23 protein-coding genes and 3 pseudogenes are annotated in these 25,517 nt (G+C 48.2%); 16 read left to right on the forward strand and 10 right to left on the reverse strand.

Going from position 1 to position 25,517, the window contains the following annotated elements; genetic code table 11:
- Positions 1-90: 90 nt before the first annotated feature.
- From J4772_RS01730 to J4772_RS01740, 3 genes are all read right to left on the reverse strand, one after another.
- Positions 91-921 (reverse strand): hypothetical protein, encoded by an 831-nt coding sequence (locus J4772_RS01730; RefSeq protein ID WP_209073909.1) that lies wholly within the window; start codon positions 919-921, stop codon positions 91-93.
- A 174-nt stretch (positions 922-1,095) separates the two neighbouring features.
- A complete protein-coding gene (locus J4772_RS01735) occupies positions 1,096-1,995 on the reverse strand; it encodes a hypothetical protein (RefSeq protein ID WP_209073910.1) in 900 nt (299 codons plus the stop codon).
- Between the two features lie 11 nt (positions 1,996-2,006).
- Complete coding sequence (locus J4772_RS01740; RefSeq protein ID WP_209073911.1) at positions 2,007-2,930, reverse strand: hypothetical protein; 924 nt, start codon at positions 2,928-2,930, stop codon at positions 2,007-2,009.
- 738 nt (positions 2,931-3,668) lie between these two features.
- Between J4772_RS01740 and J4772_RS01745 the strand changes: the two genes are divergently transcribed.
- From J4772_RS01745 to J4772_RS01760, 4 genes are all read left to right on the forward strand, one after another.
- Entirely contained in the window at positions 3,669-4,382 is a 714-nt protein-coding gene (locus tag J4772_RS01745; RefSeq protein ID WP_116064399.1) for an ABC transporter ATP-binding protein, read from the forward strand.
- Positions 4,379-5,764, forward strand: a complete 1,386-nt coding sequence (locus J4772_RS01750; protein WP_116064398.1) for an ABC transporter permease — start codon at positions 4,379-4,381, stop codon at positions 5,762-5,764. Before J4772_RS01745 ends, J4772_RS01750 begins: the two co-directional genes overlap by 4 nt.
- Positions 5,765-5,806: 42 nt before the next feature.
- On the forward strand, positions 5,807-6,889 hold the full coding sequence (locus tag J4772_RS01755; RefSeq protein WP_209073912.1) for an efflux RND transporter periplasmic adaptor subunit: 1,083 nt from the start codon (positions 5,807-5,809) through the stop codon (positions 6,887-6,889).
- A gap of 711 nt (positions 6,890-7,600) precedes the next feature.
- On the forward strand, positions 7,601-8,386 hold the full coding sequence (locus tag J4772_RS01760) for an excinuclease ABC subunit UvrA (RefSeq protein ID WP_209073913.1): 786 nt from the start codon (positions 7,601-7,603) through the stop codon (positions 8,384-8,386).
- A gap of 635 nt (positions 8,387-9,021) precedes the next feature.
- On the opposite strand, the gene J4772_RS01765 is transcribed toward J4772_RS01760, so the two are convergent.
- Positions 9,022-9,879, reverse strand: a complete 858-nt coding sequence (locus J4772_RS01765) for an SDR family NAD(P)-dependent oxidoreductase (RefSeq protein ID WP_209076854.1) — start codon at positions 9,877-9,879, stop codon at positions 9,022-9,024.
- 148 nt (positions 9,880-10,027) lie between these two features.
- Between J4772_RS01765 and J4772_RS01770 the strand changes: the two genes are divergently transcribed.
- Positions 10,028-10,534 (forward strand): MerR family transcriptional regulator, encoded by a 507-nt coding sequence (locus J4772_RS01770; RefSeq protein ID WP_116064394.1) that lies wholly within the window; start codon positions 10,028-10,030, stop codon positions 10,532-10,534.
- Between the two features lie 71 nt (positions 10,535-10,605).
- On the forward strand, positions 10,606-11,595 hold the full coding sequence (locus J4772_RS01775; RefSeq protein WP_209073914.1) for an HD domain-containing protein: 990 nt from the start codon (positions 10,606-10,608) through the stop codon (positions 11,593-11,595).
- 417 nt (positions 11,596-12,012) lie between these two features.
- Here the strand turns inward: J4772_RS01775 and J4772_RS01780 are convergent, their stop codons facing one another.
- The gene (locus tag J4772_RS01780) at positions 12,013-14,331 is read right to left on the reverse strand and encodes a preprotein translocase subunit SecA (RefSeq protein WP_209076856.1); all 2,319 of its coding nucleotides are present in this window, start codon (positions 14,329-14,331) and stop codon (positions 12,013-12,015) included.
- Between the two features lie 133 nt (positions 14,332-14,464).
- Here J4772_RS01780 and J4772_RS01785 point away from each other — a divergent pair, with 133 nt between their 5' ends.
- On the forward strand, positions 14,465-15,118 hold the full coding sequence (locus J4772_RS01785) for a pentapeptide repeat-containing protein (RefSeq protein WP_209073915.1): 654 nt from the start codon (positions 14,465-14,467) through the stop codon (positions 15,116-15,118).
- Between the two features lie 279 nt (positions 15,119-15,397).
- Entirely contained in the window at positions 15,398-16,150 is a 753-nt protein-coding gene (locus tag J4772_RS01790) for a MerR family transcriptional regulator (protein WP_209073916.1), read from the forward strand.
- Positions 16,151-16,319: 169 nt separating this feature from the next.
- On the opposite strand, the gene J4772_RS01795 is transcribed toward J4772_RS01790, so the two are convergent.
- The gene (locus J4772_RS01795; protein WP_209073917.1) at positions 16,320-17,306 is read right to left on the reverse strand and encodes a phosphotransferase enzyme family protein; all 987 of its coding nucleotides are present in this window, start codon (positions 17,304-17,306) and stop codon (positions 16,320-16,322) included.
- Between the two features lie 235 nt (positions 17,307-17,541).
- On the opposite strand from J4772_RS01795, the gene J4772_RS01800 reads away from it, so the two are divergent.
- Positions 17,542-17,853 carry a nucleotidyltransferase domain-containing protein gene (locus J4772_RS01800; protein WP_209073918.1) on the forward strand — a complete coding sequence of 104 codons (312 nt, stop codon included), beginning with the start codon at positions 17,542-17,544 and terminating at the stop codon, positions 17,851-17,853.
- 31 nt (positions 17,854-17,884) lie between these two features.
- Here J4772_RS01800 and J4772_RS01805 read toward each other — a convergent pair.
- Positions 17,885-18,999, reverse strand: a protein-coding gene (locus tag J4772_RS01805) for an IS3 family transposase (protein WP_209073919.1) whose coding sequence is annotated in 2 segments (ribosomal slippage) — positions 17,885-18,732 and positions 18,732-18,999 — 1,116 coding nt in all. Because the reading frame shifts where the segments join, the coding sequence is not laid out codon by codon here.
- A gap of 131 nt (positions 19,000-19,130) precedes the next feature.
- Between J4772_RS01805 and J4772_RS01810 the strand changes: the two genes are divergently transcribed.
- The 4 genes from J4772_RS01810 to J4772_RS01825 all read left to right on the forward strand — a co-directional run bounded on the left by J4772_RS01810 (position 19,131) and on the right by J4772_RS01825 (position 22,745).
- Complete coding sequence (locus J4772_RS01810) at positions 19,131-19,433, forward strand: hypothetical protein (RefSeq protein WP_209073920.1); 303 nt, start codon at positions 19,131-19,133, stop codon at positions 19,431-19,433.
- A gap of 76 nt (positions 19,434-19,509) precedes the next feature.
- The gene (locus J4772_RS01815) at positions 19,510-20,190 is read left to right on the forward strand and encodes a response regulator transcription factor (protein ID WP_209073921.1); all 681 of its coding nucleotides are present in this window, start codon (positions 19,510-19,512) and stop codon (positions 20,188-20,190) included.
- Between the two features lie 190 nt (positions 20,191-20,380).
- Positions 20,381-21,538, forward strand: coding sequence for a sensor histidine kinase (locus tag J4772_RS01820; RefSeq protein ID WP_247740979.1), 1,158 nt, complete (start codon positions 20,381-20,383; stop codon positions 21,536-21,538).
- Positions 21,539-21,707: 169 nt separating this feature from the next.
- A complete protein-coding gene (locus J4772_RS01825; protein ID WP_209073922.1) occupies positions 21,708-22,745 on the forward strand; it encodes an alpha/beta fold hydrolase in 1,038 nt (345 codons plus the stop codon).
- Between the two features lie 36 nt (positions 22,746-22,781).
- On the opposite strand, the pseudogene J4772_RS01830 reads toward J4772_RS01825, so the two are convergent.
- Positions 22,782-22,877, reverse strand: a pseudogene (locus tag J4772_RS01830) (SDR family oxidoreductase); the annotation flags it as partial.
- Positions 22,873-22,959: pseudogene (locus J4772_RS37450) on the reverse strand (3-ketoacyl-ACP reductase); the annotation flags it as partial. The pseudogenes J4772_RS37450 and J4772_RS01830, both read right to left, overlap by 5 nt.
- Positions 22,960-23,074: 115 nt before the next feature.
- Here J4772_RS37450 and J4772_RS36840 point away from each other — a divergent pair.
- The 3 genes and pseudogenes from J4772_RS36840 to J4772_RS01840 all read left to right on the forward strand — a co-directional run.
- Positions 23,075-23,215 (forward strand): annotated as a pseudogene (locus J4772_RS36840) (AraC family transcriptional regulator); the annotation flags it as partial.
- Positions 23,216-23,295: 80 nt separating this feature from the next.
- Positions 23,296-23,955: a type A chloramphenicol O-acetyltransferase gene (gene catA, locus J4772_RS01835; protein WP_209073923.1), complete on the forward strand. Its 660-nt coding sequence runs from the start codon at positions 23,296-23,298 to the stop codon at positions 23,953-23,955.
- Positions 23,956-24,042: 87 nt separating this feature from the next.
- Positions 24,043-24,561 carry a GrpB family protein gene (locus tag J4772_RS01840; RefSeq protein WP_209073924.1) on the forward strand — a complete coding sequence of 173 codons (519 nt, stop codon included), beginning with the start codon at positions 24,043-24,045 and terminating at the stop codon, positions 24,559-24,561.
- Here J4772_RS01840 and J4772_RS01845 read toward each other — a convergent pair.
- Positions 24,542-25,447, reverse strand: coding sequence for a phosphotransferase (locus J4772_RS01845; RefSeq protein WP_209073925.1), 906 nt, complete (start codon positions 25,445-25,447; stop codon positions 24,542-24,544). The two genes, J4772_RS01840 and J4772_RS01845, sit on opposite strands and share 20 nt — an antisense overlap.
- Positions 25,448-25,517 lie beyond the last annotated feature (70 nt).

Raw genomic sequence — 25,517 nt, forward strand, 5'->3', positions numbered from 1 at the left:
TAGAGTCCGTGTCAGACAGGTTAGAGGGCTGCGACAACTTGCCGGGAGGCAGGCGGTTGCGGTCCTCTTTGGGCTTGTCTGCGAAAAATCCTATATGGATAGCTCGCCCAAGACTTCAATGTTGGGATTGTCAGGTACGTATGCGTCACTTCCGACATACGATAAGGATTTGAACAATATCTCTTTCTTCAATTGGTATTCATCATTATTCCACTCAAAGATATAACTAACAAGCCCGAGGACGTGCTGCAGATAAAATCCCGGAATATAGCGAGTACAGACGATCTCTTCTATGCCGTCGCCGTTTAAATCGATAGCGTCGACACTATTATAGAAAAGAGCCGGCTCAATTCGATCTAATATATCCTTAGGCATCTTCTGCGGATCATATAGTTCACGATAGGATTTTTCTATCGCGATATCGTAAGCGGCTTCCATACCGGTAAAACGATCTTTAAACTCGAATCGGTTGCCTTCTCCGCTATAAGTAAACGCAATGTTGTCCAGCTTCATATAAGGTTGATTTAAAGTATCGAACACGACAGATAGCTTGTTGCCGTCATAACCTAACACAACCCAGAAATAACTTTTGTGCCAGGCTGGTTCCGATTCCATCGGTTCTTGCTCATCTCCGCCAAACATAACCGCCAAACCTTGCTCGTTCGGTCCAAGCTTAATCCATTTACCGAACCGGGCATACCCTCCTATCTTATGCTGATAATCGGTCAATTCGATTTTTGAACGGCCATTGATTTCAACCAGGACAGTTTGCATGCTTCCCGGGTTATCCGATCCAACCAGCCGAATATCATCGTCTTCGCCGTCGTTATTCCAATCCTTCGAAATTTGATCGAGCAGTACTTGATGCGGCAGTTCTTCATTAGCTTTGGCTGACGGACTTGAAACGATTTTCGTATTCATTTCCGAACTTATCGGCTGTTTATCGTTCTCACGCGATACACAGCCAACTAAGAGAGCTACAATAGACAGAAACAAAATCCATAATTTCTTTTTAATGATTTCCTCACCTACCTTTTTTGAATGATTAGAGCCAATAAGGAGAGAAGAAAAGGTATCTCCTTATTGGCGTTTCGTTTATTTATCGTAAAAATTGTCGGAATGGCGTTGCTCAAATTCCTGTTCCAGCTTGATTGCCTCTGGTGTTTTCTCGTCACCGACGATTTGTTCGCTATCGAGATTGAACTTAACTATATGATATTGACTGCCTATTTTAACTTCATTCGCATTATCCCATTTCACTCTTCCAATATCCGAATGCCATTTCATCTTTTTGTTGATTTTAATTGACTTATCGTTTAAATGATCTCCAACGACCAAGGTCACCTCTTCATTGAGCGTATCGTATTCAAAGAATGCAACGCTCTTGCCTTGTTCATCAAAATTGGGTCCTCCTATAATCATGACATTGTCAGGAGACTCATACAGAATGCCGCCTTTATCATCCATGATTTTGTTTTTGCCTTTATCCCCGTCAGCAAAATGAGGTCTAGGCTTGTTAAAATACAACCGATCTCCTAACCAGCTAAAGCCTACTCCAAAATGCTGTTCCGTCTGTATGCCGGACGTCGCATCAATAATATCGTACTCTTCCAGACTTGGGTTAATATGACTTATGACTCCTATTCTATTATTTTTCAGCCATTCTAAGTACAAGAATCCGGTTGAGGAATTATTCTCAAGCTTGATGTCCGTTACTTGGCCGCTTTTAACATCAACAAGGCCAATTTTCCTAACAGGCTGTCCCTCTTCATCCGCATAGATGTTATAAACAAACGCGATTTGTTGTTTGTCTGGTGATAATGCAGGAAATGCTTTCTTATAAGAACTGTTCGTTAGCGTTTTTCCGTCGTACACGATCTGTCCAGCATCAACGGTTGGAGGTTCTTCGACGTTCTTTGCCTGTACAAGAGCAATAGAGGTAAGTGCGACAAATAAGATTAGAACAAGCACGATTATGAACTTTTTTGATTTCATTTATTCCCCTCCTACCAAGTATTGTTCCCGTAATAGTAAACCGACCAATTATTTGCCATGTCACACTCAGGCTTTCCTAGCCACGAACTATTCCCTTCACCTGTATAAACATCAATTCTCCACGCTGCAATAGCACCGCCAATATCCTCGGCTTGCCTTAGGCCTAATCCATTAATGTTTATTTTGGCTCTTTGCCATACGCCGTTGACTAGCGACATGGGTATTTTGTTTACGTCGACTGCTATTGTTTTAGAACTCGTTGGCCTTGTACCTGATTTCGTCTCGGGATCATGCCAAGCAAATGTATTTGTATTATCATAATATTTAATGTATTGGCCCCCTGAAGTTTTACCTGAACCATTTAATATAACCTTGGCCTTGAAATCAGGATGGTAAGACCCCGAAATTCCAGACATTGTCGCTGTTTTGCCCGTAGAAGGATAGTCAGATTCGAGAGCTGTAATGTAACATGTACAATAGAAGTTAGCATCGTAATTTGTTGCAACTTGAGGGGTAATCGTTGAAGTAGAAGTGCCGCTATATGTTCCATCATTAATCGAGGCAGTAACTGAGAAAGGAGTAACACCGCGCACTTCATACGTCTGGATCGTTCTATAACTAGGACTAATTGAAGAGGCAGTTCCTACTTTACGAGCAGTTGCTGAACCGGGATCGCTAAATGTTAAGTTTTTACCGATCATACCTGATATTCCCGATACAGAAGCTTCTACTCTAACAAGATATAAGGGCTTGGCTGTGGCCTTCTCGGTAATTGGCCCAAGATGAACGGATGTGGCGGGTATCGTTTGAAAAGAGTATGAGAGAGAGATGGATATGGTGGTGGGGGCTGCTGATGCTTTCTGAACCAAAATGAAAGTAAAGAGCAACGTGAGCACAATGGTTAGTTTTAGGACATTCTGTCGTGGGAGTATCATTTATACAATCTTCCTCCTTGGTAATTCTGTAATTTTTTTGTAAAATTTACTGCGGTTATTTATTCGCGCTGAGACCCCCTTTATAGCAAAATTGAAACTTAGCACATCAAAAAACTTATAGTCTCCATTGAAATATGATAGAATAAAAAGTAGTCTGATTCCTTGCATAGCAAAGAATCAAGGCTCTCAGGAACCAATACCAGCCGACCGGCCAAAGTTATCTGGTATTGGTTTCTTCCTATTTTCATCACGGACCAATGGATATTTCCCATGTCAAGGGGAAATTCAAACCTCTAATTCCCTCTTGACGTCTAGATTTTACCACCCAATTGTTGGATAGTACATATATTTTTGTGTTATTTCGCATAATGATGTATTTTTATTTCATAAAATGACAAAATTTATGTCTTATGTTTGCTAAATACCGTCACTATTTTTTGAATAACATGAAGCTGCATTAGAAGCGGTTTGAGGGTCGCGACAGGGTGCCAACAAGCAACCTATCTTGGCCTTTTTTGGCTTTTCTCTCATTTGGATCTTGCCGAAGTTTTGAGGTGGCTGGCGCCTGTCTACGAAACGTTGCCTCAAATTAAAGCAGGACATACGATATTGGAACGGAAGAGACATATAATTATAGAGAACTGCAAAATATACCAAACTTTTCTGGTAGAATTGTCGTAATTATAGATTAGGTGTAGGTTCTACTACCTAGAGCTACATCATGAAAGGAGTGACGTCATGCTGCGTGTAGAAGGCTTATCCCATGCTTTTCGGAACGGGACAGAGACGACAACTGTGTTGCGGGATATTAATTTCCAAGTAAGGCAGGGAGAGATCGTCGCACTTCTCGGAAGCTCGGGCTCGGGCAAATCAACGCTGCTCAATCTGATGGCCGGCTTGATGAAGCCCACGGAGGGCGATATTTACATATCGGATCACAATATCGTAAAGATGAACGAGAATCAGCTTTCCGAGTTTCGACGCAAGCATATCGGCTTTATATTTCAGGCATATGAGCTGATCGCGAATCTGACGGTTCGTGAAAATGTCGAGTTGCCCCTTGTGTTCCAATCGGTCTCGCCCTCAATCCGGAAACAGAAGGCCCTGTCGCTGCTTGAGCAAGTAGGCATTCCCGAGAAGGCGGAGCTGTTCCCTTCGCAATTGTCCGGAGGTCAGCAGCAGCGTGTCAGTATAGCTCGCTCCTTAATTACCGAACCATCGGTCATTTTTGCAGACGAGCCTACCGGCAATCTGGATACAAAGACGGAAGAAGAAATTCTAGCGATATTGAAACGGTTGAACAGCACGATGAAGACAACGTTCGTCATTGTTACGCACGAGAGGGAAGTCGCCGCTCAGACACAGCACATTATTTCGCTCCGGGACGGCTACCTCATTACGGATCGGGATCCATCTGACGCTACACCGCTAGCGGAGGTGACGACGGGATGAGGATTGGCGATCTTACGCGACTGTCATGGGATCAGGTCAGGCGCCGGAAAGTCGTGACCGCATTGTGCGCCGCAGGACTATCGATTGGCTGTGCCGCGATTATTCTCGCCCTCAGTATAGGAGAGTCGGCTCAGAAGTATATCGAAACCGAGATGAACAGTTTCTTCAAGATGGACGAGATTACGGTGACGGCCAATGAGGGCGTATCGACGAGTAGGAGCCAGGGGGGGCAGGCAAGCAGCGGCAATCCGGCGGTTGGCGACGATTCTAAGGACCGCGGCAAGCTGACCGATCAGAAGCTGGCTATTATGAAGAATATGAAGCATGTGACGGCAGTGGCTCCCTTTCAGCAGATCAATTATATGGAAATGTCCACAACGGACAACCGGAAGAGCTACGTGGAAGTGATCGGGACGGACTTGGAAATGCTGGAGGCTTTCGACAAGCCGTTCATGAATGGCGGACCTTCAGACCTCATCGGTACAATCGTGTTGAACTATGGGGCGACATTGGGGCTGGCAGATGCCGAGGCTCGAGATAAGCTGATCGAGCAATTGAGCCGCAATCCCTATGACAGCACCTTGGTCGAGCAGTATGAGAAAATGAATCGGATGCCGGCATCCCTATTCCAGCGGCAGGTCCAGTTTCTAGGCTACTTGAATGACGGTAAGGCCATTCGAACCTCGCAGCTGCGGGTAACCGGCGTATTGAAGAAGCCGAAGGGCGTAAGCGAGAATGCGGTTGCTTATGACAAGAAGGCATACGTATCGCTTGAGACAGCGCAGATGATGAGGCAAGAGCTGAATATGGGCCGAGGCGGGTCGGCCGATGAAGCCTCATATAACTCCGTTATTGTAAAGGTGGACAGTCAGGAGAACGTCGAGCAGGTGGAGCGACAGATTAAGAAGCTTACTCTAAATACGCAAACGAATTTGCAGCAGAAGGAACGGCTCGCCGAGCAATTCAGCATTATTAAAGCAGTGGCGCTTGGCGGCGGCGTATTTATTCTCATCATCGCTTCGATTTCGATCGTCGTGGCCATGACGATGTCGACTTACCAGCGACGCCGTCAGATTGGCATTATGAAGGTGCTTGGGGCGAATTTGGCGCAAATCCGCAACATGTTCATTATCGAAGCGGCGCTGCTAGGCCTGCTTGGAGGCTTGCTTGGCATCTTGTTCTCCTATTGGATCGTATGGGGAATCAATGGCTTAATCCAGTCCATGTCCGGCGGCGGTCAGGACGCCGTTATTATCTTTGTCCCCATGATGGCCATTCCGGTTGGCATGGCGTTCGCGATTCTGACCGGCGTCATATCGGGAATCTATCCGGCGGTGAGCGCTTCGCGCACCGACGCGTTAACGGCTATTCGACGGGATTAGCGGCAAATGATGCAATGCTTTTAGAAGGAAGGGGTAGAAGAGATGAAGAAGAAAATAAAGTGGATCGTCATCGGGCTTATCCTAGTCGGGATCAGCTACGCCTTATATTCGATGTCTCGGCCGGCAAAGCCGATGGATTCGATGGAAGATTTGCAAGCCATTACGTTCGAGGTGACGACCGAGACGCTTGTCAATACGATTGAAGTAAAGGGCAAGTCGCTGTATGAGCAGGAAACGTTTGTTTACGCGCCCTTCAGCTCGAAGGTTACGAGTTGGAACGTGGAGGACGGGCAGCAGGTCAAAAAAGGAGACGTTCTGTTCAAGCTTGACCAGACGGCGCTGAAGAATGAAATCTCCCAAGAGGAAGCCGCTCTTCGCAAGGCGGATCTCGAAGCGAATCTTAAGGCCTACATGGCGGAGTTGGACGAAGAGGGCATGACAGTCGGAACGACGGAAACGGAGCGGAAGCGGACGCTCGCGACGAAGGAGATCGACCGGCTGACACAGGAGCTGAACGATGTAACCAAGGCAATCCAGCGCAAGACGCTGGCGGAGAAGCAGACACTGCTCGGGAAGTCGGAATACCGCTCGCCAGCTGAGGGTATCTTCCTCTACGATACCGCAAGCAAGCGGCCGCAAGCGGTTGGCGACAACCAATACATAGGCAAAATTGTCGATCTCAGCAAGCTGCAGTTTATCGCGCTTGTCGGTGAACAGGATGTTTTCCGCATTAAGCCGGACATGCAGGTTCAAGTGAAAATGAATGCGATGAAAGAATTGAAGCTGTCGGGCAAGGTGCTGCGCGTATCGAAATTCGCCAAAACCGGCACCGATCAGAACAATATCGATCAGGCGGCCCAGTTTGAGGTTGTCATCGCGCTGGAGCCGAATGAATATCTAATCGCAGGCCTTAGTCTTAATGGACAGATCGAAACCGAGCGCAAGAAGGATGTAACGGTCGTGCCAACGATTGCCGTCATGCGGGAGAAGGACTCCTATTACGTAATGGTGGATAAAGGAAATGGGCAGTTCGAGCGTCGGGATATTAAGATCGGCATGGAGACGCCCGAGAAGACGGAAGTGCTGGAAGGTTTGAAGCAGGGCGACACGATCGTGCTGCAATAAGCATACGATCTCGTCCGCAGCTTAGGGCGGGAATCATTGCCGCGATACACAAGAGGCCGGGTTCCCGACGCTTTCCAACTGGAGCGATTGGATTTCATACCAAGACAATCCGATTGCGACGGGGGGAGAGTAAAAGCCGAAAGGCCGCGTCGGACGCGTTTGGGGGCTGTGGCAGGTTGCCGGGAGGTGGGCTGTCGCGGGCCCTTTTTAGCGTTTCGTTCACCAGCTTGCAATAACCGGCTGAGGAAAGCAAAAGCAAGTGACACAGCCCGGCAGTCGGGACAGGTTGTTGTTGAATGACATCATGCGCTTTGCTTCTATCTCTCAACAAACAGGCGCGGTGCAACCTTTCGTGCGGAGCAAGAGCCGTAGTAACTTTCTGAGCAATTCGCTTGCGTTCTGTTGGCGGTCTCTTATCTCCCGGTTTGGCAGCACCGACAGCAGGAATGTGATTCGGGGTAGTGGACAAACAAAGCCGGGGCCGTCTGACCACGCATACCATTACGACAGGGAACCGTCGGGGCAGAGTCCCGGAGTTCGGTAAACGCCGAAACGCAACACAGGAACAGCAAGAACAACCATAGATTCAGCCAGGGAATGTAAGCACATTGTTATGAATAAGCTCAGGTGTGAAAAAAAGGAATCGGAGCGGCTGTGTGGAATCCAAAATAAGGAAAAATAAATCGGATGCAATCGAAGGAGTGTTAGCCCATGTATCTCTCGCATATCCCGGCTAGGCCGTTCAACCCCAAACGTCCAGGCACCCTTGTCGGCGTTATGATGACCGTGTCTGAGTACCTTGGCGTGCTTTACGGAAGCATTGCAGAGACGAGGAGCGCTGGTTCTTACGGCCATTGTGCCGAATGTGGCGGTACCGTTGCGTCGACCGAGATCGACCCCGGCCGAATGATCGCCCCCGAACTTTCGCTCAAGAACGGCGCAGTTCTTTTATGGGCCGGAACGGACTGCGCACCAGTGCCGAGAATTAGGCAACTGGGGGCGATGCTTGGAATCGATTATCTTAGGCCACTCGAGGAGCAGGATCAGCGGTTTATTTCTGTCCTACTGTATGGTTACGACAAGGAACCCGTTTCTTTTGTACATAACAAGAGGCCGCGTGCGGACTATTACCGCGGCTGCATATCCGATCTTCAAACCATGATCGACGCGCGCACCACCAGCAAAGGCAATCTGAGGATGATCTCGTTTTTCTCCAAACATTCGGAGTGTCCGGCGTGCCTGGGAACCGGGATGAGCAAGGGCATGTTGGATATCCACATTTCCGGCCATACGCTGGCTGAGGTGGACAAGTTGCCGATACCGGAAATGCTCTCCTTCATCAAGAGCCTGCAGCAATCGATGGACGCGCATGAGTTCAATCTCGTTGGCCCCATCGTCAGCCATCTTGAGCCCATGCTTCTCTACTTGAGAAAAATCGGACTCCGGACGCTGCCTCTGATCACAGCGCGGGGCAGTCTCCCGGCCGTTTCTTCTTGAGCGGTCGGGCGGTAGACAAGTACCAGACGAGACCTTCGTATCCGAAGTCACGTGGGGCATCGCGCAGTTGATCTGCAAACAACCGACAACAAACAGCCCCGTCTGCCGACAACCCAGCCTATCCATCCTTTCAGGTGCTACCTTGCTTCGCTTGGTCTTTTGTTGGCGATCCGTTCGGCTTGACCCAGCCACAGGTGAACGACTTGCCTTGGCTCAAACTATACTGTTTCACCAGCCGCGTCGTCTATGGGGTTCTTGCTCCCGAATTGCTCCCAAGCGTAGCCAAGGGAGGTCGTTGCACATATGCGCTAGCATATCCTCCAGGAATTCCCGCCGCGCTGCTCAGATATCGAAAAGTCGCGTATCGGTATTGCTAATTCTTGGATCAGATGAAGCCGACTGCAAAATTATTTCCGGTCACTTGTGCCCGCTGCCAATGAATGATAGGTGCAGGGATCATTTTGGATACGATGCCGAAGTGGGGAGGCACAGAGCCAGACGGAGCACCCTCGATCGAAACTCCTGCTTTTATGTTGACGACAGAAGATTTGCAAGGTTCTCTGGAATATATGAAGGGACTCGGAGTCGAGTTGGTAACGATGATGGACTTTCGCGGCTTGGTGAAGACTAGGACCTTAGGAGTGCTTACCAAGAAATTCGTGTTCGTAGACCTCATAGATCCTTTCCAGAACATTCACCGCTTGATCGATAAATTTTAATTGCGCAATCCGACCTTTCAGCACAAACACGCCCGTCTCATGACGATGTTCCCCGAGGGCTGCCTCATACAACAGGTTCGCGCCATGGGTTGGCGGAGAGAAAAACAGCTTCATTAGTAAACTAACCACGATAGGAAGTCCGGATTTCTTTCCTTTTCTTAATGTGTTATTGCCACCCGGATCAACACAGCGGATTTTAATGCCCTCCTGGGCAAGCTGAGGCGCTATAGCCTGAGTCCACAACGAAAGCGCCAGCTTTGAAGCGGCATAAGGACCGAACAGTTTGCGGAAGGATTTGGGGCGTTCCAGAATTTCGAGATTAAACTCTTTTACATGCTTCAGCGCTGAAGAGGAGGTGTTGATTACTGTCTTTAAGCTTCCGTTTTTTAAGAGTTCCTTCAATTCCATAAGAATGAGATATGGAACGACCGTCAGCAGCTCATAATGCTTCTCGCGTCCTTGCTTCGAATAGCATAGTTCATGAAAGGCTCCGCCGGCGTTGTTAAACAAAATATCGATCCGCCGCTCCTTGCTTCTGATCTCTTCCAAAGTCCCTCTCAAGCTGTCATAATCCGTGAGATCCGCTGTTTTATAAATTCGAAGCTTTCCGTTCATAACCGCTTTTTGGATTTTTGTATCCTCCTTCGGAAAGTCGGAACGGTTCAAAGCAACCACCTGCCATTCCTCCGATAGCAATTTCCGCGTTAATTCCAATCCGATCCCGGCGCTTGCCCCCGTAACCAGGGCAATATTTTTGCGTTTGTTCGCATTCATTGTGCGTTTCCTCCTAAAGTGGGGTGTTTTTCTTGATAGCGCACATTCTATAACTTGGAGTCGGCTCCAAGTCAAGGAGGAGATTTGACTTGGAGTCAGCTCCAAGAAGTATAATGAACGAACAAAGCCATTTCTGGGAGGGATCAAGTTGAAGGCAGAGCTAACTTTTACGATAAAGCAAGCCGCCGATACCATCGGAATTTCCGAGGATACGATCCGTTATTACGAGAAGATCGCGCTGCTTCCCCGAGCGGACCGCAAGGCCAACGGACATCGCGTTTACCGTCAGAGGGACATCGATACGATTCGTTTAATATCCTGTATGAAAAAAACCGGGATGTCACTGGAGGAAATACGGCCATTTCTGGCGGTCTCCGCGGACGCCGATCCTGCGGAATATCCCGAATTGGTGGATAGCTTAAGGAACCACCGTGAAAATATCGTCAGCCAAATCGCCTCGCTGCAACAGGTCGTCGATTTTATCGACATGAAGCTGGAGGAGGGGAGATACCGCCGGGACTGCTCGGTTGAAAGCCGAAACGAGTACTCGGAGATAACAATGGGGGAACCGCAACTAAAGCCCGTCTCACCCGCCGAGAGGGGTTACTTTTCCGCACCGGCCAAAGCGGGCAAGTCATCGGCTTCCGCTAGATAACAGGCGAATATTAAGCCGCTCTTTAGCGCAGTCAAGGGATGACTTGCACATAGCGAGGAGGTTCGGTGAATTTGGACTATCGGTTAAGGCTTGACGGAGCTCTAGACGAGCTCTATGAACCTCTTTGGAGGCTTCCGATTCGGCTGTTCGATGCAGAAAAAGCGCTGCTGAGAACCGTAAAGGTTCGACGGCTCCATTTTGTACGGCACGGCGGCGCGTCTTTTATCAACTCCCACCATACCTACAGCCGCTTACAGCATACGTTAGGCGTATTTGCGCTTGTGGCATATTTTGAGCCGGACAACCGTGCGTTAAGGGCAGCGGCGTTGCTGCACGATATCGGGCATGCGCCGTTTAGTCATACGTTAGAATCTCTAGAGGGCGTGGATCATCATCCCTGGACGCGGGAGGCGGTATTTTCAGAGGAAATCGTGAATATTCTCTCCCAGGCCAATCTCCATAAGGACCAGGTCATGAACTATATTGATGGCTCGCAGCGCAGCTTGTTGAGAAATAAGGATGGCATACTCCATGCGGACCATCTGGACTCTTGGGTTCGGAGCGCGTTTGTCGGCGGGGATATGTCCCTTTCTACGGGTGAGCTTCTGAACGAGATCCATTATAGAGAGGGGAATCTTCGATTCACGCCGGAAGCAGGCAAGCGTGTCGTTGAACTCATCTGGGAAGAGGCTCGCATGCATGCGTCCTCTGCTAATATCGGAGTAAACGCGATAATGCGGAAGCTGGTTGGCCGTTTATTTAATAATGGTGCGCTTGAAGTCGCTAGATTGCCTACCCTGACGGATGCGCAAATCGAGCAACTGCTTTGCAGCAGTGGAGAGACAAAAGAAGAATATGAAAAGCTGCTCATGGAATCGTGGCGTATTCGCGTGACAAGGGAAGAACCCGCCGTTGCGGCGGAAACGGCAATCTTGAACAAGCTCTACCTCGCAATGCCTCTCATAGGAGACGTTTCGATCGCGGAAACCTCGCAGGATATTGCAGCGACGATGAAGGAGCTCAAACTGATGCTTGGTACGTACTATGTTTGGTGGGGATGATTCGGTGAATTTGAATAGGAGCATGCTTATGTCAAAATACAAAAGAACAGGCTGAGAAGGACTTGTTTGCAGCGTATCAGGTTCTCTAAATGAATCGTAGAAATCTTGCCGGTTCTATTATGAATGGATATAACGGAGGAATTGACTTTGAAATTTATGGCTCTCCGGATGAAGAGGACGTTATAAAAGACGTTGAACGTCTGATGCGATTTGGGCTTTATTTTATGCAGTTTTCGATCGTAACAAGTAAGTGGACAATTTTCGTAATGCTTGCTTAACAGTGAGAAAAGATCATAACAAATATTACTTTTTCTCACTAACGCAAAATACTTGGGACAAAGAGCCTTGGATAAACGGCATGGTCTATTTTCTGCCCCAAGAATTTTACGGAAGAGTAATCGAGATTTTTATCGCCGTCTACCGCCAACGATGAGCTCTAAAAAGCCAGTCGAGGACAGGCTTGGCGACGGGTTTGATAACAAGCGTGATAGCGCCGATAAAGTCGGGGCCCATGGCGCTGGGGGCTAGAAGGGCCTTTTGCAAATACTGATCGTTAATGATATACGTCCATGTCGAGGAAGGGCTTTTCAATCCTAATCGCTCCCACTCGGTAGGATCGTTGGAATTGCCGAGCTTTGCCAGCATTCCCGAAGCTTCTTCCTCTATTTTCGCCGGAATTTGTTCGAACGCCTGGATAATCCGTTTATGGAACTCGTCGATCGGGTTGAGGTTCGCAAGGCCTTCCAAATGAATGGCTTCGCGAATATACGAAACATAAGCGAGCTGCTCGGCCCAAAATTTGTCGATATAAAACAATCTGACGCGCTGCTCCGAGGGGCTCATTGGCGTTTCACCGGTCAGAATAGCGAGGCGATCTCGATACAGAATGCGCCTCTGCTCCTCCACCATATCCGAATAGTAGTTAAGCTCCTTGCGGATGTGAAAGTTTTGGCCCATGATCACATGCTGGATGTGGCCGATTTTGCTGCGCAACAGGGCTTCATCGAGAGGCTCGTCCTGCTTAAGATTCCGGAAGGAGGAGGGGATCGCTTTGTCGATGCCGAAGCGCAAAATCAAATCGTCCTCCAAGCTTACGAAAAATACGGAAGCTCCCGGGTCGCCTTGACGGCCGGAACGCCCGCGCAATTGGTTGTCTATTCGAGTGCTTTCATTCGCTAGCGTACCTATCACATACAGACCGCCAAGCTTCGCGACAACCTCCGCCTGCTTCGCGTCTCCGCCGCCAAGTCGGATATCTACGCCGCGCCCGGCCATATTTGTGGACACCGTTACGGCGCCGATCTCCCCCGCTCTGGCAATGATGTCGGCTTCTTCCGAATCGTTCTTCGCGTTAAGCACATGGCCATTCACGCCGATTTGCCGAAGGCGCTCCGCCAAAATACCCGACTCTTCGACGCTCGACGTGCCGATCAGAATCGGCCTTCCGGTCGCATGGACGGACGCGATTTCGGCGACCAGCGCCTTCAGCTTCGCTTCCTTGTGGGTATAGATTTTGTGAGGGTGATCGATTCGGATACAGGGTCGATTGGGCGGGATTTGAACCACTTGCAGCGAATAAATATCCTCGAACTCAAGAGCCGAAGCCTGGGCGGTAGCCGTCATTCCGCTGATTGTCGGATATATACTCAGCAAATGCTGAAGCGTGATTGTGCCGAGTATTTGACCTCCGGCTTGCGAGCTAAGCCCTTCCTTCGCTTCCAGCGCGGCTTGCAGCCCATCCGGCAAATGCCGGTTTTCCGCCACGCGTCCAGTATATTCGTCGATTAGCTCGATTTTGCCGTCTCGTACGATATAATCGATATCCCGTTTCAATAAAGTTTCTGCGTGAAGAGCGCAATTGAGGGACGTTAACAAATGACTGTTATGGCTTTCGTACAGATTACCGCAATTAAATAGAGACTCTACCTTTTCAGAGCCGGCTTCGGTTAAATAGACGTTGCGTTTAAACTCATCGAAAACGAAATGCTCTTCGGGATGCAATTGCTTAGCCGCATCGGCGAACCTTGTGCCGTCGTGTTCAGTTGTCGCAGTCTCGCCCGCGATGACGAGCGGAACGCGCGCCTCGTCAAGCAACAGCGAATCCGCTTCGTCGACGATCACATAATGAAAAGCCCGCTGGACGGTGTCGTCCACGGTCATCGCAATTGAGTCGCGCAAATAATCAAAGCCCGCCTCTTTGGCCGTCACGTAGGTAATGTCCGCCGCATAAGCTTGCTTTTTCTCGGCAAAGCTCATGCCCGCTTGAACCGCGACAGCAGATAGACCGAGAAAGCGATAAATCGGTCCCATCCACTCCGCGTCCCTGTTTGCCAAATAATCGTTAAACGTCAGAACGTGCACGCCTTTGCCTGTTAGCGCGTTTAAGTATGCAGGCATAACGGCCGCAAGCGTCTTCCCTTCGCCTGTCTGCAACTCAACCAAATTCCCTTCGTGAAGGGCAATAGCCGCCATGATTTGAACCTCATACGGCCGTATGCCAAGCGTGCGATGTGCCGCCTCGCACACTAATGCATAGGCATCGGTCAGCAGCTTGTCGAGCGGCGCGCCAGCCCTGGCCTCGCCTTGAAGCCGCGTGGATTCGGCTTTTAGCCGATCGTCGTTCCACGCTCGCAAATCCCGTTTATTTACCGCTCCTGCTTTGTCCCGATAACCTTTCAGCTTGTGAAGCGCGACACGTTCTTTTACCTTTTGCTCTAGTCTGGCGGTAATGTTCATGCGCATCTGATCCTCCCCTAGTTACCGATAAATATTGATAGGTATACGATTGTTGCGTAGGGAAGTTTCATCGAATTTACATTTACATGGTAATATGAATGAGAATGAAATGTGCTGTGAGGAGGTTTACGAATTGAACAAAAAGCAATGGGTTTCCAGGTGGGAGCCAGAGCAGATCGCTACCGTGAACAAAGCATTGGCTTCTATAACAGGGAAGCAAAATTTACATAAAAAAGACCGCGCTTTCCCTCCATCTCCTTTCGGCCAGACCGCTTCCGGGCTAGAGGATTTTCGAGGGGTCGTTCTGACCGAGCCTATGCAGTATCTCACTATACAGAACCTCGATCTATCCTACGCGATTTTCGAACCGAGCGGCGGTCTGATCTACTCTACTTTTACGAATTGCCGTTTCGATGGGGTCAAACTGGATGGGAGATTTCTCACGAAGATATTCGAACGTTGTTCGTTTCATAAAGCCATTCTCAAGAACGCTGCCTTTGGCGAGCGCTTTGAGGATTGCGATTTTACCGGCAGCAACTTAAGCCAGACCAAAGGAAGAGACGTATCGTTCATCCGTTGCCGCTTCTCGGACGTTAGCTTTCGCGGCGCTCATCTCATGTATTGCCAATTCGAGGAATGTCTTTTTGCAGGAGCAAAAATGAATGATGGGTCTTTAGCAGGCAGCAAGTTTCTAGGAGAGGCGCAGCATCTTCCCGATTGGGGAACGATGATCACGGAACACGTCAAGGTTAATGGAGCAGCTCTTGCTGTTGATCACGATGATTAGGCGTTCCCCCGGTGAATAGTTCGTATTATGCCGAAGACTGTTCCCTGCCACCTTTGCTTCGGAATATTGGAATCATCAGAAAGCATAACCGCTCGAACAAAACGATTTTGGAGCAGCCGAAAGGATTCTGACATGGTTGTGTTCCTCCCTTATCATTATTCGATTGTCATCTTAATGGCTGCTGTAAGGGGAGGGTCAATGCCTTTTTCGGAAAAAGGTTCGACTTGACTCTCCTCTTAGGGGAGGCTATAAGCTACGTATGGAAGGGAGGAATGGGCAATGCTGTACACGGTAAAAGAAGTATCGGAGCTGTCCGGCGTGACAATCAAAACGCTTCATCATTATCACAAAATCGGTCTCCTATTTCCGGGCAAAATAAGCGAAGCAGGATACCGGATGTACGGGTCTAAAGAGCTGGAAAGGCTGCAAGAGATTCTTTTTTACAAAGAGTTGGATTTTCCCTTGGATCAGATCAAAGAAATCATGGAACAGCGTGCAGACCGGTTATCCCTTCTTTCGCAGCAGGAGGAGTTGCTTCTTAGCCGCAAATACAGGTTGGATAACATCGTTCAAACCTTGCGTAAATCCATTTCATGTGCAAAGGAAGGGGAAACCATGGATAGTATGGAGATGTTCAAAGGTTTTCAAAACGAGGAAGAGTGGAACGAGGCGCTGGCCGAGCAGAATCAACATTTGCAGATTACGTATGGGATGGAGTCCTTAGAGGTTGCTCCGACTGATGTTCAGAAACTGAATGAACAGGCGGTTGAAGCTATGACATTTATGAATAACATGGCGGGATCGCTAAGAGATGGCATCAAACATAACGATGAGAGAATAGATAATTTGCTTCGAAACCATCTAGAGTTTATGAATGAGCATGGGAATCAAATTACGGCTCATGACTTTGCGGCACAAACCCGGTTTTTCCTAAGCGATGACTTCCATCTTAAAATGCTCGAAAGCCAGCAAACCGGATTGGCTTATTATCTATCAGCTGCGGCGGACTCTTTCTCGGCGGCGAATCCATAACGAGTAGATGATGCAAGATGATCTTCGTGCGGAAGTCAACCGACGAAGTGTTGCTGTTGTCGTCCGCATAAGGGTCACCTTCTTAAGATGCAAAAAAGCCGCCAATGATACAGCGGCAATGATCAATGTGTTTATGAGAATTACAAAAGCTAGCTTCGGAACAGATTGTTTAGAAATAGCCTTCAATGACAGAAATGCCATTTTCAATTCTGGCCCTACTTTGAGTTAAGAAGTGCCTTGTCCAATCATTGAGATTTGACATGTCGAGACTGCGATACATTCCCACATAAACAATAATTTCTCGAAGTCTTAGAAAGAGCGGCATTTGTTCTAACCAGTAACTCGAGATATTGTTTTCCTGCAAATATCCATTTATGAAATGTTCCATAAATAGTTGGCATTGAAGGGTTCTCTCTTGAATACTGTCATTCCCATATACGTAGACCATGTAATATAGTTGTATTGCAATATCTTCGACATACCAACTGTATTGGCACTCATCGAAATCAAACAAGGTGATAACACCGTGATCAACCATAAAATTTCCAACGTTAATATCTCCATGAATAAGACCGTATGATTCTTTGTCTCGGCGGAGATTCTTTATACTGCTAATAAGGTTTTTGCAGCTTTCCATGACCAATGCTTGAGTAGGCGGGATAAAGTTTTCTAAATTCAATAAATAGTAATTTTGACGCCATTCATGCCTTCTATTTATTGGGTTGTAGGTCATCGCAAGTTTATGCATTTTCCCAGTTATTCTGCCACAGTTCTTAAACAGGTCCACATCATTTAAGCAATCAGGATAATTTGATCGTTTTCCGGGGGCTTTTACAAATGAGGTGACCATAAAAAAGGAGTCATTACAATGTACAATCTCAAATAAGTGGCCTTTAGCAGAATAGATAGGTCTTGAAACGGCTAGATCATGATCAGACAAGTAAAGAATCCAATCAAGTTCACCTTTCATTCCTTCTATGGTTCGTAGGGAACTGTGGGTGAATCGCAGGATATATGGCTGATTATCTTTTTGATATTCATAAACAAAATTTTGAAAGCCACCGATGAAGACCAGTTGTTCTCTGATTAGGCCAAACCGTTGGCATGCTTCGTTAACAATGTCATCATTAAATAAAGCTTTAATTTTACTTTCCATTCTTATCCTCCCTTCTTATGACTAACTAAGAAGGAGAGCCATTCTTTTCTTCCATACATGGGGTGTAAAACATTTGGTTATAACCACATCGTTCACCTTCTTCCCGGGTGGATACAACTATAAATTCTATTGAGGATTGAGTTATCCTTCTCATTATGTAGGAACAAGCGGATAATCTATATTGAGGATGCAAATAGGTACGGAGAGCTTCGGCACTGAATTAAGGAGGATAACTTTGAGAACGGACATCGACAATTGGACGCCCTTAACTGTATCGGAGATAGGTGCGATTTTTTCGGAGATCCCCATTACGTGGTGCATTGCTGGAGGATGGGCTTTAGATCTGTATTTAGGCAGACAATCAAGAAAGCATGCGGATATAGACATAATCGTTTTACGCGAGCAGCAGGCAATTGCATTCCAACATTTATCCAAGGGATGGCAGTTATACAAAGCTGAAGAGGGAAAGCTTGCACTTTGTAAGGTGGACCCTATTGTCAAGACACGGTTTTTAGATTTTATAAGTACATTTATCTTAATCCCCTAAGGGGAGGAGTGCCCCCGAGGGGGCGAAAATTTCAAGCGTTAAATACGGTAGCCGGTGTCTTGTATTTCAGGGATTGATGAGGACGTTCAAAATTATACATCTGGAAATATCGAGCTATCCCTTGTCGGGCTTCTCTTGGCGTCTGGTAATCATAGAGATAGACTTCTTCGTATTTTAATGAACGCCACAAACGCTCTGTGAAGATGTTGTCAAGGGCTCTACCCCGGCCATCCATACTGATTTTGACTTCCTTACTTTGCACTAGATCAATATACTTTTGACTAGTGAAGTGGCTCCCTTGATCACTGTTGAGAATGATGGGTTTGTACTGCTGTAGCGCCTTTTCTACAGCTTGCAAGACAAACGGCAACTCCAGCGTTTGATCAAGCTCCCAACTGATGACGTATCGGGAATACCAGTCGATCACGGCCACAAGATACATCCAACTCTTTTGCATGCGGATGTAGGTGATGTCAATTCCCCAGACGTGGTTGACGTGCGATATAGGCAATCCGCGAAGCAGATACGGAAATACACGATGCTCTAAATGCCGTTTACTGAGATTTGGACCTGGGCAGATTCCGGCAATACCCATCTCTTGCATCTGCCTTTGCACGGCTTTTCTGTTCACGATACGACCTTCCTGACGAAGGATGGCTGAGATCCGGCGAGAGCCGAAAAACGGCCATTTCGTATAAATCTGATCGATCCGATTCTTAATCGCCAGTTCCTCAGTAGAAGGCGCTACAGGCCGGTAATACAGGCTAGAGCGGTTCAAACTAAGGAGATCCGCTTGCATCTTAATAGGCACATCGGAATGCCATTCGATCATCTCCAGGCGGCTGCCGCGAGCTGTGCTAGAGGCCAGATTTTTTTTTTGAGCCATGACAACTGCGTCGTCAGGCGCCCGACCTCGGCGTAGAGATCTTCAATCTGCTTTTCGTATTCCACTGATTTACGTTCGGCTTTGTCAGACTTGGAGAAAATTTGTGGCATCTGCTCGAGAAACTCTTTCTTCCAGTTCCGCAGCTGATTGACATGAACACCATGAGTCGAAGACAGTTCGGCTAAGGTTTTTTCTTCTTTTAGAATCTCAAGCACAACTCGTGCTTTGAATTCTGCGGTGTAACTTTTGCGGCTGGTCATCTACCTTAAATCCTCTCTTCTTCGTGTCTAGTTTCTTGGGTCCATTATATTGGGAGGAGGGAGAGTACCTACCTCTTACTAATGATATTTGGGTGAGTAGGGATGGCGGTTCACCATGGGCATTCCAAATCATGCTGATAGATGTAGATCAAGACTTGTGGATTTATGGCAGGGAACAATCGATTAGCAGGCCGATAACCGATATCATTGCGCGGACACAGGAAGGCATCCCCTTTTTAAAACCGGAGATCCAGCTTCTATACAAGGGCGGCAGTTCGAAGATCAGGGAAAAGGATCATCATGATTTTTTAACTGTAGGTCCCGAACTAACGCCGATGGCTAAAGAGTGGCTCAGATCCTCATTAATAAAGCAATTTCCCGAAGGACATGTCTGGATGGACCACATGGGAAAAGAGGGCTGGAGATTGCCGTAGCCCCCGTTTTTTGTTCATACTGAGTTTAAACGGATATCGTAAAATGTAGCGACACAGGCGAAAAGGGGGAAAGCGGATGCCCAAAGTGCTGGTTGTAGACGATGACGCACACATTCGCGAATTAGTACGCCTATACCTTGAAGATGAAGGAATCGAAGTCGTGCAGAAGGGAAACGGCGCTGAAGCGCTGGAGTACGCCGAGAATCACTCGCCCGATCTGGTCATCCTGGATATCATGATGCCGAGAATGGACGGCTGGGACTTGTGCGCCAAGCTCCGCGGGCTTGGGGACATGCCGATTCTCATGATTACCGCAAAAGGCGAGCCGGCCGACCGGATCAAAGGCTTCAAGCTGGGGACCGACGATTATCTCGCCAAGCCGTTCGACCCGATGGAGCTTACGCTGCGGGTTAAAGCGCTGTTGAAGCGTTATCGGATTTCCTGTTCCCAAACCGTCCGGCTTGGTCATCTGCAGTTAGACCGCAGAAGCTACCAGGTGGTGAACAAGGACGGTTTGGAGATTACCCTGCCGATGAAGGAGTTCGAATTGCTCTACAAGCTCGGGAGTTATCCGGGGCAGTTGTTCACCCGAGATCATCTCATCAGGGAAATATGGGGAACGGATTACGAAGGAGACGAGCGGACCGTGGACGTTCATATCAAGCGGCTTAGAGATCGTTTTGTCGAACATGAGTCTGAGTTCCGCATTGTAACGCTGCGAGGTCTCGGCTACCGTATGGAGGTGTACCGGGATTAAATCGCTCTATACCCGCATCGTCCTCCTCTTCATCGGCGTCATCGTTGTCAGCCTTATCATCGCTTCCTTCGCGTCTACGCTGCTGTTCCAGAAACCGTTTGAGCAAACGCTGGAGAACAGCCTGGAGTCGAACGGCAAGCAAATTATTCAGACTTACCGTTCGTCCTCCGGAACGGAATTGATTCCTTTCATGAATAACGTTTCCAACCTATCGATTTATGCGATTCAACTATTCGACGCCTCGGGCAAGCCGTTGCTGGAAGAGGGCGCGGAGCCTGTCGTTCCCGATGCGGAACGGATTCGTCGCGTGTTGGCCGGCGGAGTGGCCAGGCACATTGAGAACGAAGGCCGGTATCCGATGGTCGGACTCCCGTTTCCGGTTAACGGCGAATCCTATGCCTTATTCGTCATGCTGAAGAGCAACGAATTGTGGATGCAGTCGAGCAGAGAAGTCAATACGGAGCTGCTGACCGTCTTCCTGATCGGAAGTTTTCTCGTTTTGGCCGCCGCACGATTCATCGTGAAGCCGCTTCTTCAGTTGAGGGATGCGGCCGGACGAATGGCTCAAGGCCATTTTGACGTGCAGCTTCGGACGAGCCGCAAGGATGAGATCGGCCAGCTTAACGCGAGCTTTAACGAGATGGCGCGGGAGCTTGCCAAGCTTGACCGGATGAGGCGGGAATTCGTGGCGAACGTATCGCATGAGATCCAGTCGCCGCTGACATCCATCTCCGGTTTCGCCAAAGCGATGAAGCAGAAGCGCATGAGCGAGGAAAGCCGGATGCATTACCTGACGATTATTGAGGAAGAAAGCGATAGGCTGTCCAGGATCAGCCACAACCTGCTGCGGCTTTCTTCCTTGCAGCACGATCGTCATTCCGTCCAATCGGCGGCTTTCCGGCTTGACGAACAGCTCCGCAACGTCGTCATCGCTCTGGAGCCGCAGTGGTCGATTAAAGAGATCGATATCGAATTAGACCTGGAACCGATAACTATCCATGCGGACGAAGATCAACTCAGCCAGGTATGGACGAATTTGCTGGGCAACGGCATTAAATTCACTCCTGTCCGCGGGAGGGTTGGCATTCGCGCCTATATCGACGATCGATCGGCGATCGTCCGCATAGCGGATAACGGAATCGGAATCCCGGAGGATCAGCGGACGGATATTTTCAAGCCGTTTCATAAAGCGGACAAGGCCCGTGACCGAGCCGTTAGCGGAAGCGGGCTGGGATTGTCCATCGTCAAACAAATCGTGGATATGCACAAAGGAGAAATCCGGGCGGATGAAGAGCCGGGCGGGGGTTCGGTTTTCACGGTGCAACTGCCGCTTGGGAGGGATCTGTAACAACCGCATAGTCACATTCGTCTGGTTACATCACAAACGGAGGCCGTCGGCCTCCGTTTTTTTGTAACGTTCAGTTCATTTTCAATTCAAAAGCGAAGCTTATAGTTTCCCTAGACGAATGAAAGGAGAAAACGGGAGAAAACATTACTTGTACAGTAGGAGGAAGATTATGCGTTTATTTCTCAATCGTTGGGTAAAGCGCTTGGCTATCGCCATCTTTATCTTAGCAATCGCTCTAGTCGCAATCGGCGCCATTTATGAGCAGACAGCCCGCAATAGGGCTGCTAAAGATTATCCGGCGCCTGGAGAGCTTGTGGATGTCGGAGGTCGCAGAATTCATCTGAATTGCGAGGGGCAAGGCACACCGCTCGTCTTGCTGGAAGCGGGAGCAGACACAAGCGGATCTGCGCTGTGGCAGCCCGTGCAGGAAGAGGTCGCGCGTTTCACACGAGTGTGCTCCTATGACCGGGCCGGCATTATGTGGAGCGATCCGGCCAAGGATCAGCGAAACGGTCTCGCCATTGTCGAAGATCTTCACAAGGTTCTGCGCGCTGCAAACGAACAACCGCCTTATATTTTGGTCGGTGCGTCTATGGGCGGTCCGTACGTCATGACGTACACCAAGAACTACGGAGATGAGGTTGCTGGGATGGTTCTGGTCGACGCCTCGCATCCTGAGCAGACCGCGCGCCTCGCCCAGGCCACAGGCGAACCGGAGAGCGATCCGATTCCATTTGCATTTCGTGCGCTCGCCGCAATCGTATGGACCGGTTTGCCGAGACTCGTGCTGCCCGACGCCGAAGTTCCCGAGCTGCCGCCCCAAACGGCTAAAGCCATCACAGCCTATCAGCCGACATCGCTCAAAACCGCCTTCGCGGAGGCAGCCGAATTCGAAGATTCACTACGGGAGGCTGGCACGTTTCGCACCCTCGGTAATCTGCCCCTTGCCGTTCTCTCCAGAGGAAAGCCTTGGAGCGCCTTCACGGAAGCCGAACAGATCGCAAGCGGCCTCACGGAAGAACAGTTCAATCGTGCGGAAGCCGCTTGGGCAAGCATGCAAGCCGAGGAGGCCAGTTGGTCCACCAACAGCATGCACCAAGTCCTTGCAGACTCCAGTCACGTCATGCAGCTGGAGCGCCCGGATGCCGTTATTTCTGCTATTAAGGACGTCCTTGGAAAGGTAACGCGCACAGATGCAACTCCCTAGCGGAGTCTCCTAGAAGTTCCTATTCGTTCTAATGGTTCAATTAAAACCGCCATTTACGCGGATCGTCTGGCCCGTTATCCAACGGGCTTTATCGCTGACCAGCAACTCGATCGCATTCGCGATGTCCTCCGGATTGCGCTAATTGGATGGCAATTTGTCTTTCGATGCCGCGAGACGCACCGGTAACGATTGCGACTTTCCCTTTTAAACTCATTTTCTTTCCGCTCCTTATCTATAATGTTGAAAATGATTATAATAAGTATTAGCCTTGTACCGGTAGGCCATTCCTGTCCGATTCTTGCCTAATTCTCTTCCGTCGCGATATCTTGCAGGCTTCCGATGCGGCGTTCCGCGTCGGGTACGAGAGTCCTTCCCAGTTCAGCCGGGAATATGCGCGTATGTACGGCCAGCCGCCGATGACGGATGTTCAAAAGCTTCGCTGCTCAATCAGGGACTCCGAAGTAACCTAATAAAAAAGGAATGTGGTATGGATATGGTTAAAGCAGTTGATTGTCCCTCCTAGAACCAAAAAATTTTAGGAGGGTAAAAAATGAATTTTCATCCGATTGATAAAGATAGTTGGCCCAGAAAGCCTTATTTTGAACATTATTTAAACCATGTAAGATGTACCTACAGCATCACCGCCGATATCGACATCACCTTGTTGCGGTCTGAACTGAAAACCAGAGGGATTAAGCTGTATCCGGCTTTGATCCATATGATTTCGACGGTAGTTAATCGCCATAATGAATTCCGAACTTGCTTTGACTCGGAGGGGCGGTTGGGAGTATGGGATCGTATGTCTCCCAGCTTCACCATTTTCCATGAGGAGAATAAGAACTTCTCAAGTATTTGGACCCCGTTCAGCGAAGAGTTTCAAACGTTTTACGATGGTTACCTTCAAGGGATAGAGACGCACAAGAATGCGAAGCAGCTATTCCCCGACATGAACGAACCGGCGAACACGTTCCCAATTTCCAGCATTCCTTGGGTTAGCTTTACTGGATTTAACCTGAACGTCTACAATGATGGAACCTATCTACTGCCCATATCCACCATTGGAAAATATCGCGAGCAGGACAAAAAGGTATTGCTGCCTCTATCGGTGCAATTCCATCATGCAGTTTGCGACGGTTACCATGCCGGCGTGTTGTTTAACGAGCTTCAGGAATTGGCGGAAGGCTGTAATTGCTGGCTTACAGGTAAATAATCTTATCCAATTTCAACAGGCTGCTAACAGAAATGTTGCAGCCTGTTTTTTCGGAACAATTCCCAACAAGTCCGGGGAGGATCGGTTATGAAGGTCAGACTAAGCGATTATAATGAGGACTGGGTAAGACTGTACCAAGAAGAAGCCGATTTTCTGAAGTCTATATTTGAGGATCAAGTCGTTCGTTTCGAGCATTTTGGGAGCACATCAGTGCCTGGCTTAAAGGCCAAACCCGTAATAGACATGATGTGTATTGTACAAGATATTAACAGAATCGATTTATACAACGATAAAATGAACATGCTTGGATACGATGTAGCCGGAGAGTGGGGTATTTCCGGGAGAAGGCTATTCCGCAAAGGCGGCGAAGAAAGGACTCACCATATTCATTTTTATCAAACAGATAACCCCCAAATTGAACGACATTTAATATTTAGAGATTATCTGAGATGTCATCCTGAAGCAGTTGCAAGGTACAGTCGGTTTAAGGAAGATCTGGCTGAACGCTTCGAAAACACAAACGAATATAGCCCGGCAAAAAAAACGTTCGTCAAGGAAATGGAGCAGCTTGCACTATCGTGGTTCGCTACTCGATTTCTTTCATAAGGTTTTCTAGATCATTCATTAAATCGGGTATCCATGCCACTGAACCGGGAATTAGGGAAGTTCCCCCGAATACTAGCCATCTAAGTGTTTTAATAAGCCAACAGATCCCGCCGATTGCGACTTGCCTATTTAACGATTCTATAGACGTGTCGGTATCCATTTCATTGTGAAATGCGAATATTAGGTCTTCCTTTCGTACTTCACTCCAAGTTTGTGCTTCGGTAGCTAAACAATATAAATCACCGAGATGGGGACTTAGATACGCAATTGACCAGTCAATCGGTAATATTCGATGCCCCTGAATGATAAGGTTTTTGGCATGGTAGTCATGATGGACCAGCGTAAGTGGGAATGTTCTATATAATTCATCTAAAATAAAAGGAAAAGTGTTTTGTAGCCGTAAAAGCACATTGTTTTCCGAAAAAATATTCGACTTAAGAAGGTCATCCAAAAGTGCAAGAAAGTCCGAAGCCGATACTGTGTATGCACATTGGATTTCACTTGGAAGGTTTGCTCCTAAGTTAGCCGATGCAACCTTTCGCAGATTTGCCAACTCCCTCGCTGCTTCTAGAAAGAGATCGGGCGCAGGTCGTTGTTCTAAATTATCTCTTCCGGCATCCTCCATAATCATGATGGCGCTAGTTTTTAATTCGTAAAACTCAAAAATGCGTAGGGACTTTATCTTTAGCGGTCTTACCAGCTGTTGATAAATCGCCGCTTCCCCGGCCATTTCTTGTCCGCCCCACTTAATAATACGAGTTTCACCCGATTTCAATATTACTCTGTATACCTCAGACAGGGACCACCGCCTTAGGAGTGACCATTCGGTTACTTCATGAAGTAAGGGAATTATTGAGCCATATACAGATAGCCGTTCTGGAATCATACAACTCCTCCTGTAATCGAGATCTTCTTACAGGAATAATCTTCATACGAATATCGCTGAAAATATAGAC

The sequence above is a fragment of the Cohnella sp. LGH genome (genome assembly GCF_017671885.1).
GTDB classification, from domain to species: Bacteria; Bacillota; Bacilli; order Paenibacillales; family Paenibacillaceae; genus Cohnella; species Cohnella phaseoli.

Coding starts and splice junctions, on each gene's coding strand:
- J4772_RS01730 (WP_209073909.1), bottom strand. CDS start 921: ATGAATACGAAAATCGTTTCAAGTCCGTCAGCCAAAGCTAATGAAGAA.
- J4772_RS01740 (WP_209073911.1), bottom strand. CDS start 2,930: ATGATACTCCCACGACAGAATGTCCTAAAACTAACCATTGTGCTCACG.
- J4772_RS01820 (WP_247740979.1), top strand. CDS start 20,381: ATGAATAACGTTTCCAACCTATCGATTTATGCGATTCAACTATTCGAC.
- J4772_RS01765 (WP_209076854.1), bottom strand. CDS start 9,879: ATGAATGCGAACAAACGCAAAAATATTGCCCTGGTTACGGGGGCAAGC.
- J4772_RS01825 (WP_209073922.1), top strand. CDS start 21,708: ATGCGTTTATTTCTCAATCGTTGGGTAAAGCGCTTGGCTATCGCCATC.
- J4772_RS01845 (WP_209073925.1), bottom strand. CDS start 25,447: ATGATTCCAGAACGGCTATCTGTATATGGCTCAATAATTCCCTTACTT.
- J4772_RS01755 (WP_209073912.1), top strand. CDS start 5,807: ATGAAGAAGAAAATAAAGTGGATCGTCATCGGGCTTATCCTAGTCGGG.
- J4772_RS01735 (WP_209073910.1), bottom strand. CDS start 1,995: ATGAAATCAAAAAAGTTCATAATCGTGCTTGTTCTAATCTTATTTGTC.
- J4772_RS01790 (WP_209073916.1), top strand. CDS start 15,398: ATGCTGTACACGGTAAAAGAAGTATCGGAGCTGTCCGGCGTGACAATC.
- J4772_RS01840 (WP_209073924.1), top strand. CDS start 24,043: ATGAAGGTCAGACTAAGCGATTATAATGAGGACTGGGTAAGACTGTAC.
- J4772_RS01810 (WP_209073920.1), top strand. CDS start 19,131: ATGCTGATAGATGTAGATCAAGACTTGTGGATTTATGGCAGGGAACAA.
- catA (WP_209073923.1), top strand. CDS start 23,296: ATGAATTTTCATCCGATTGATAAAGATAGTTGGCCCAGAAAGCCTTAT.
- J4772_RS01750 (WP_116064398.1), top strand. CDS start 4,379: ATGAGGATTGGCGATCTTACGCGACTGTCATGGGATCAGGTCAGGCGC.
- J4772_RS01780 (WP_209076856.1), bottom strand. CDS start 14,331: ATGAACATTACCGCCAGACTAGAGCAAAAGGTAAAAGAACGTGTCGCG.
- J4772_RS01760 (WP_209073913.1), top strand. CDS start 7,601: ATGTATCTCTCGCATATCCCGGCTAGGCCGTTCAACCCCAAACGTCCA.
- J4772_RS01795 (WP_209073917.1), bottom strand. CDS start 17,306: ATGGAAAGTAAAATTAAAGCTTTATTTAATGATGACATTGTTAACGAA.
- J4772_RS01815 (WP_209073921.1), top strand. CDS start 19,510: ATGCCCAAAGTGCTGGTTGTAGACGATGACGCACACATTCGCGAATTA.
- J4772_RS01745 (WP_116064399.1), top strand. CDS start 3,669: ATGCTGCGTGTAGAAGGCTTATCCCATGCTTTTCGGAACGGGACAGAG.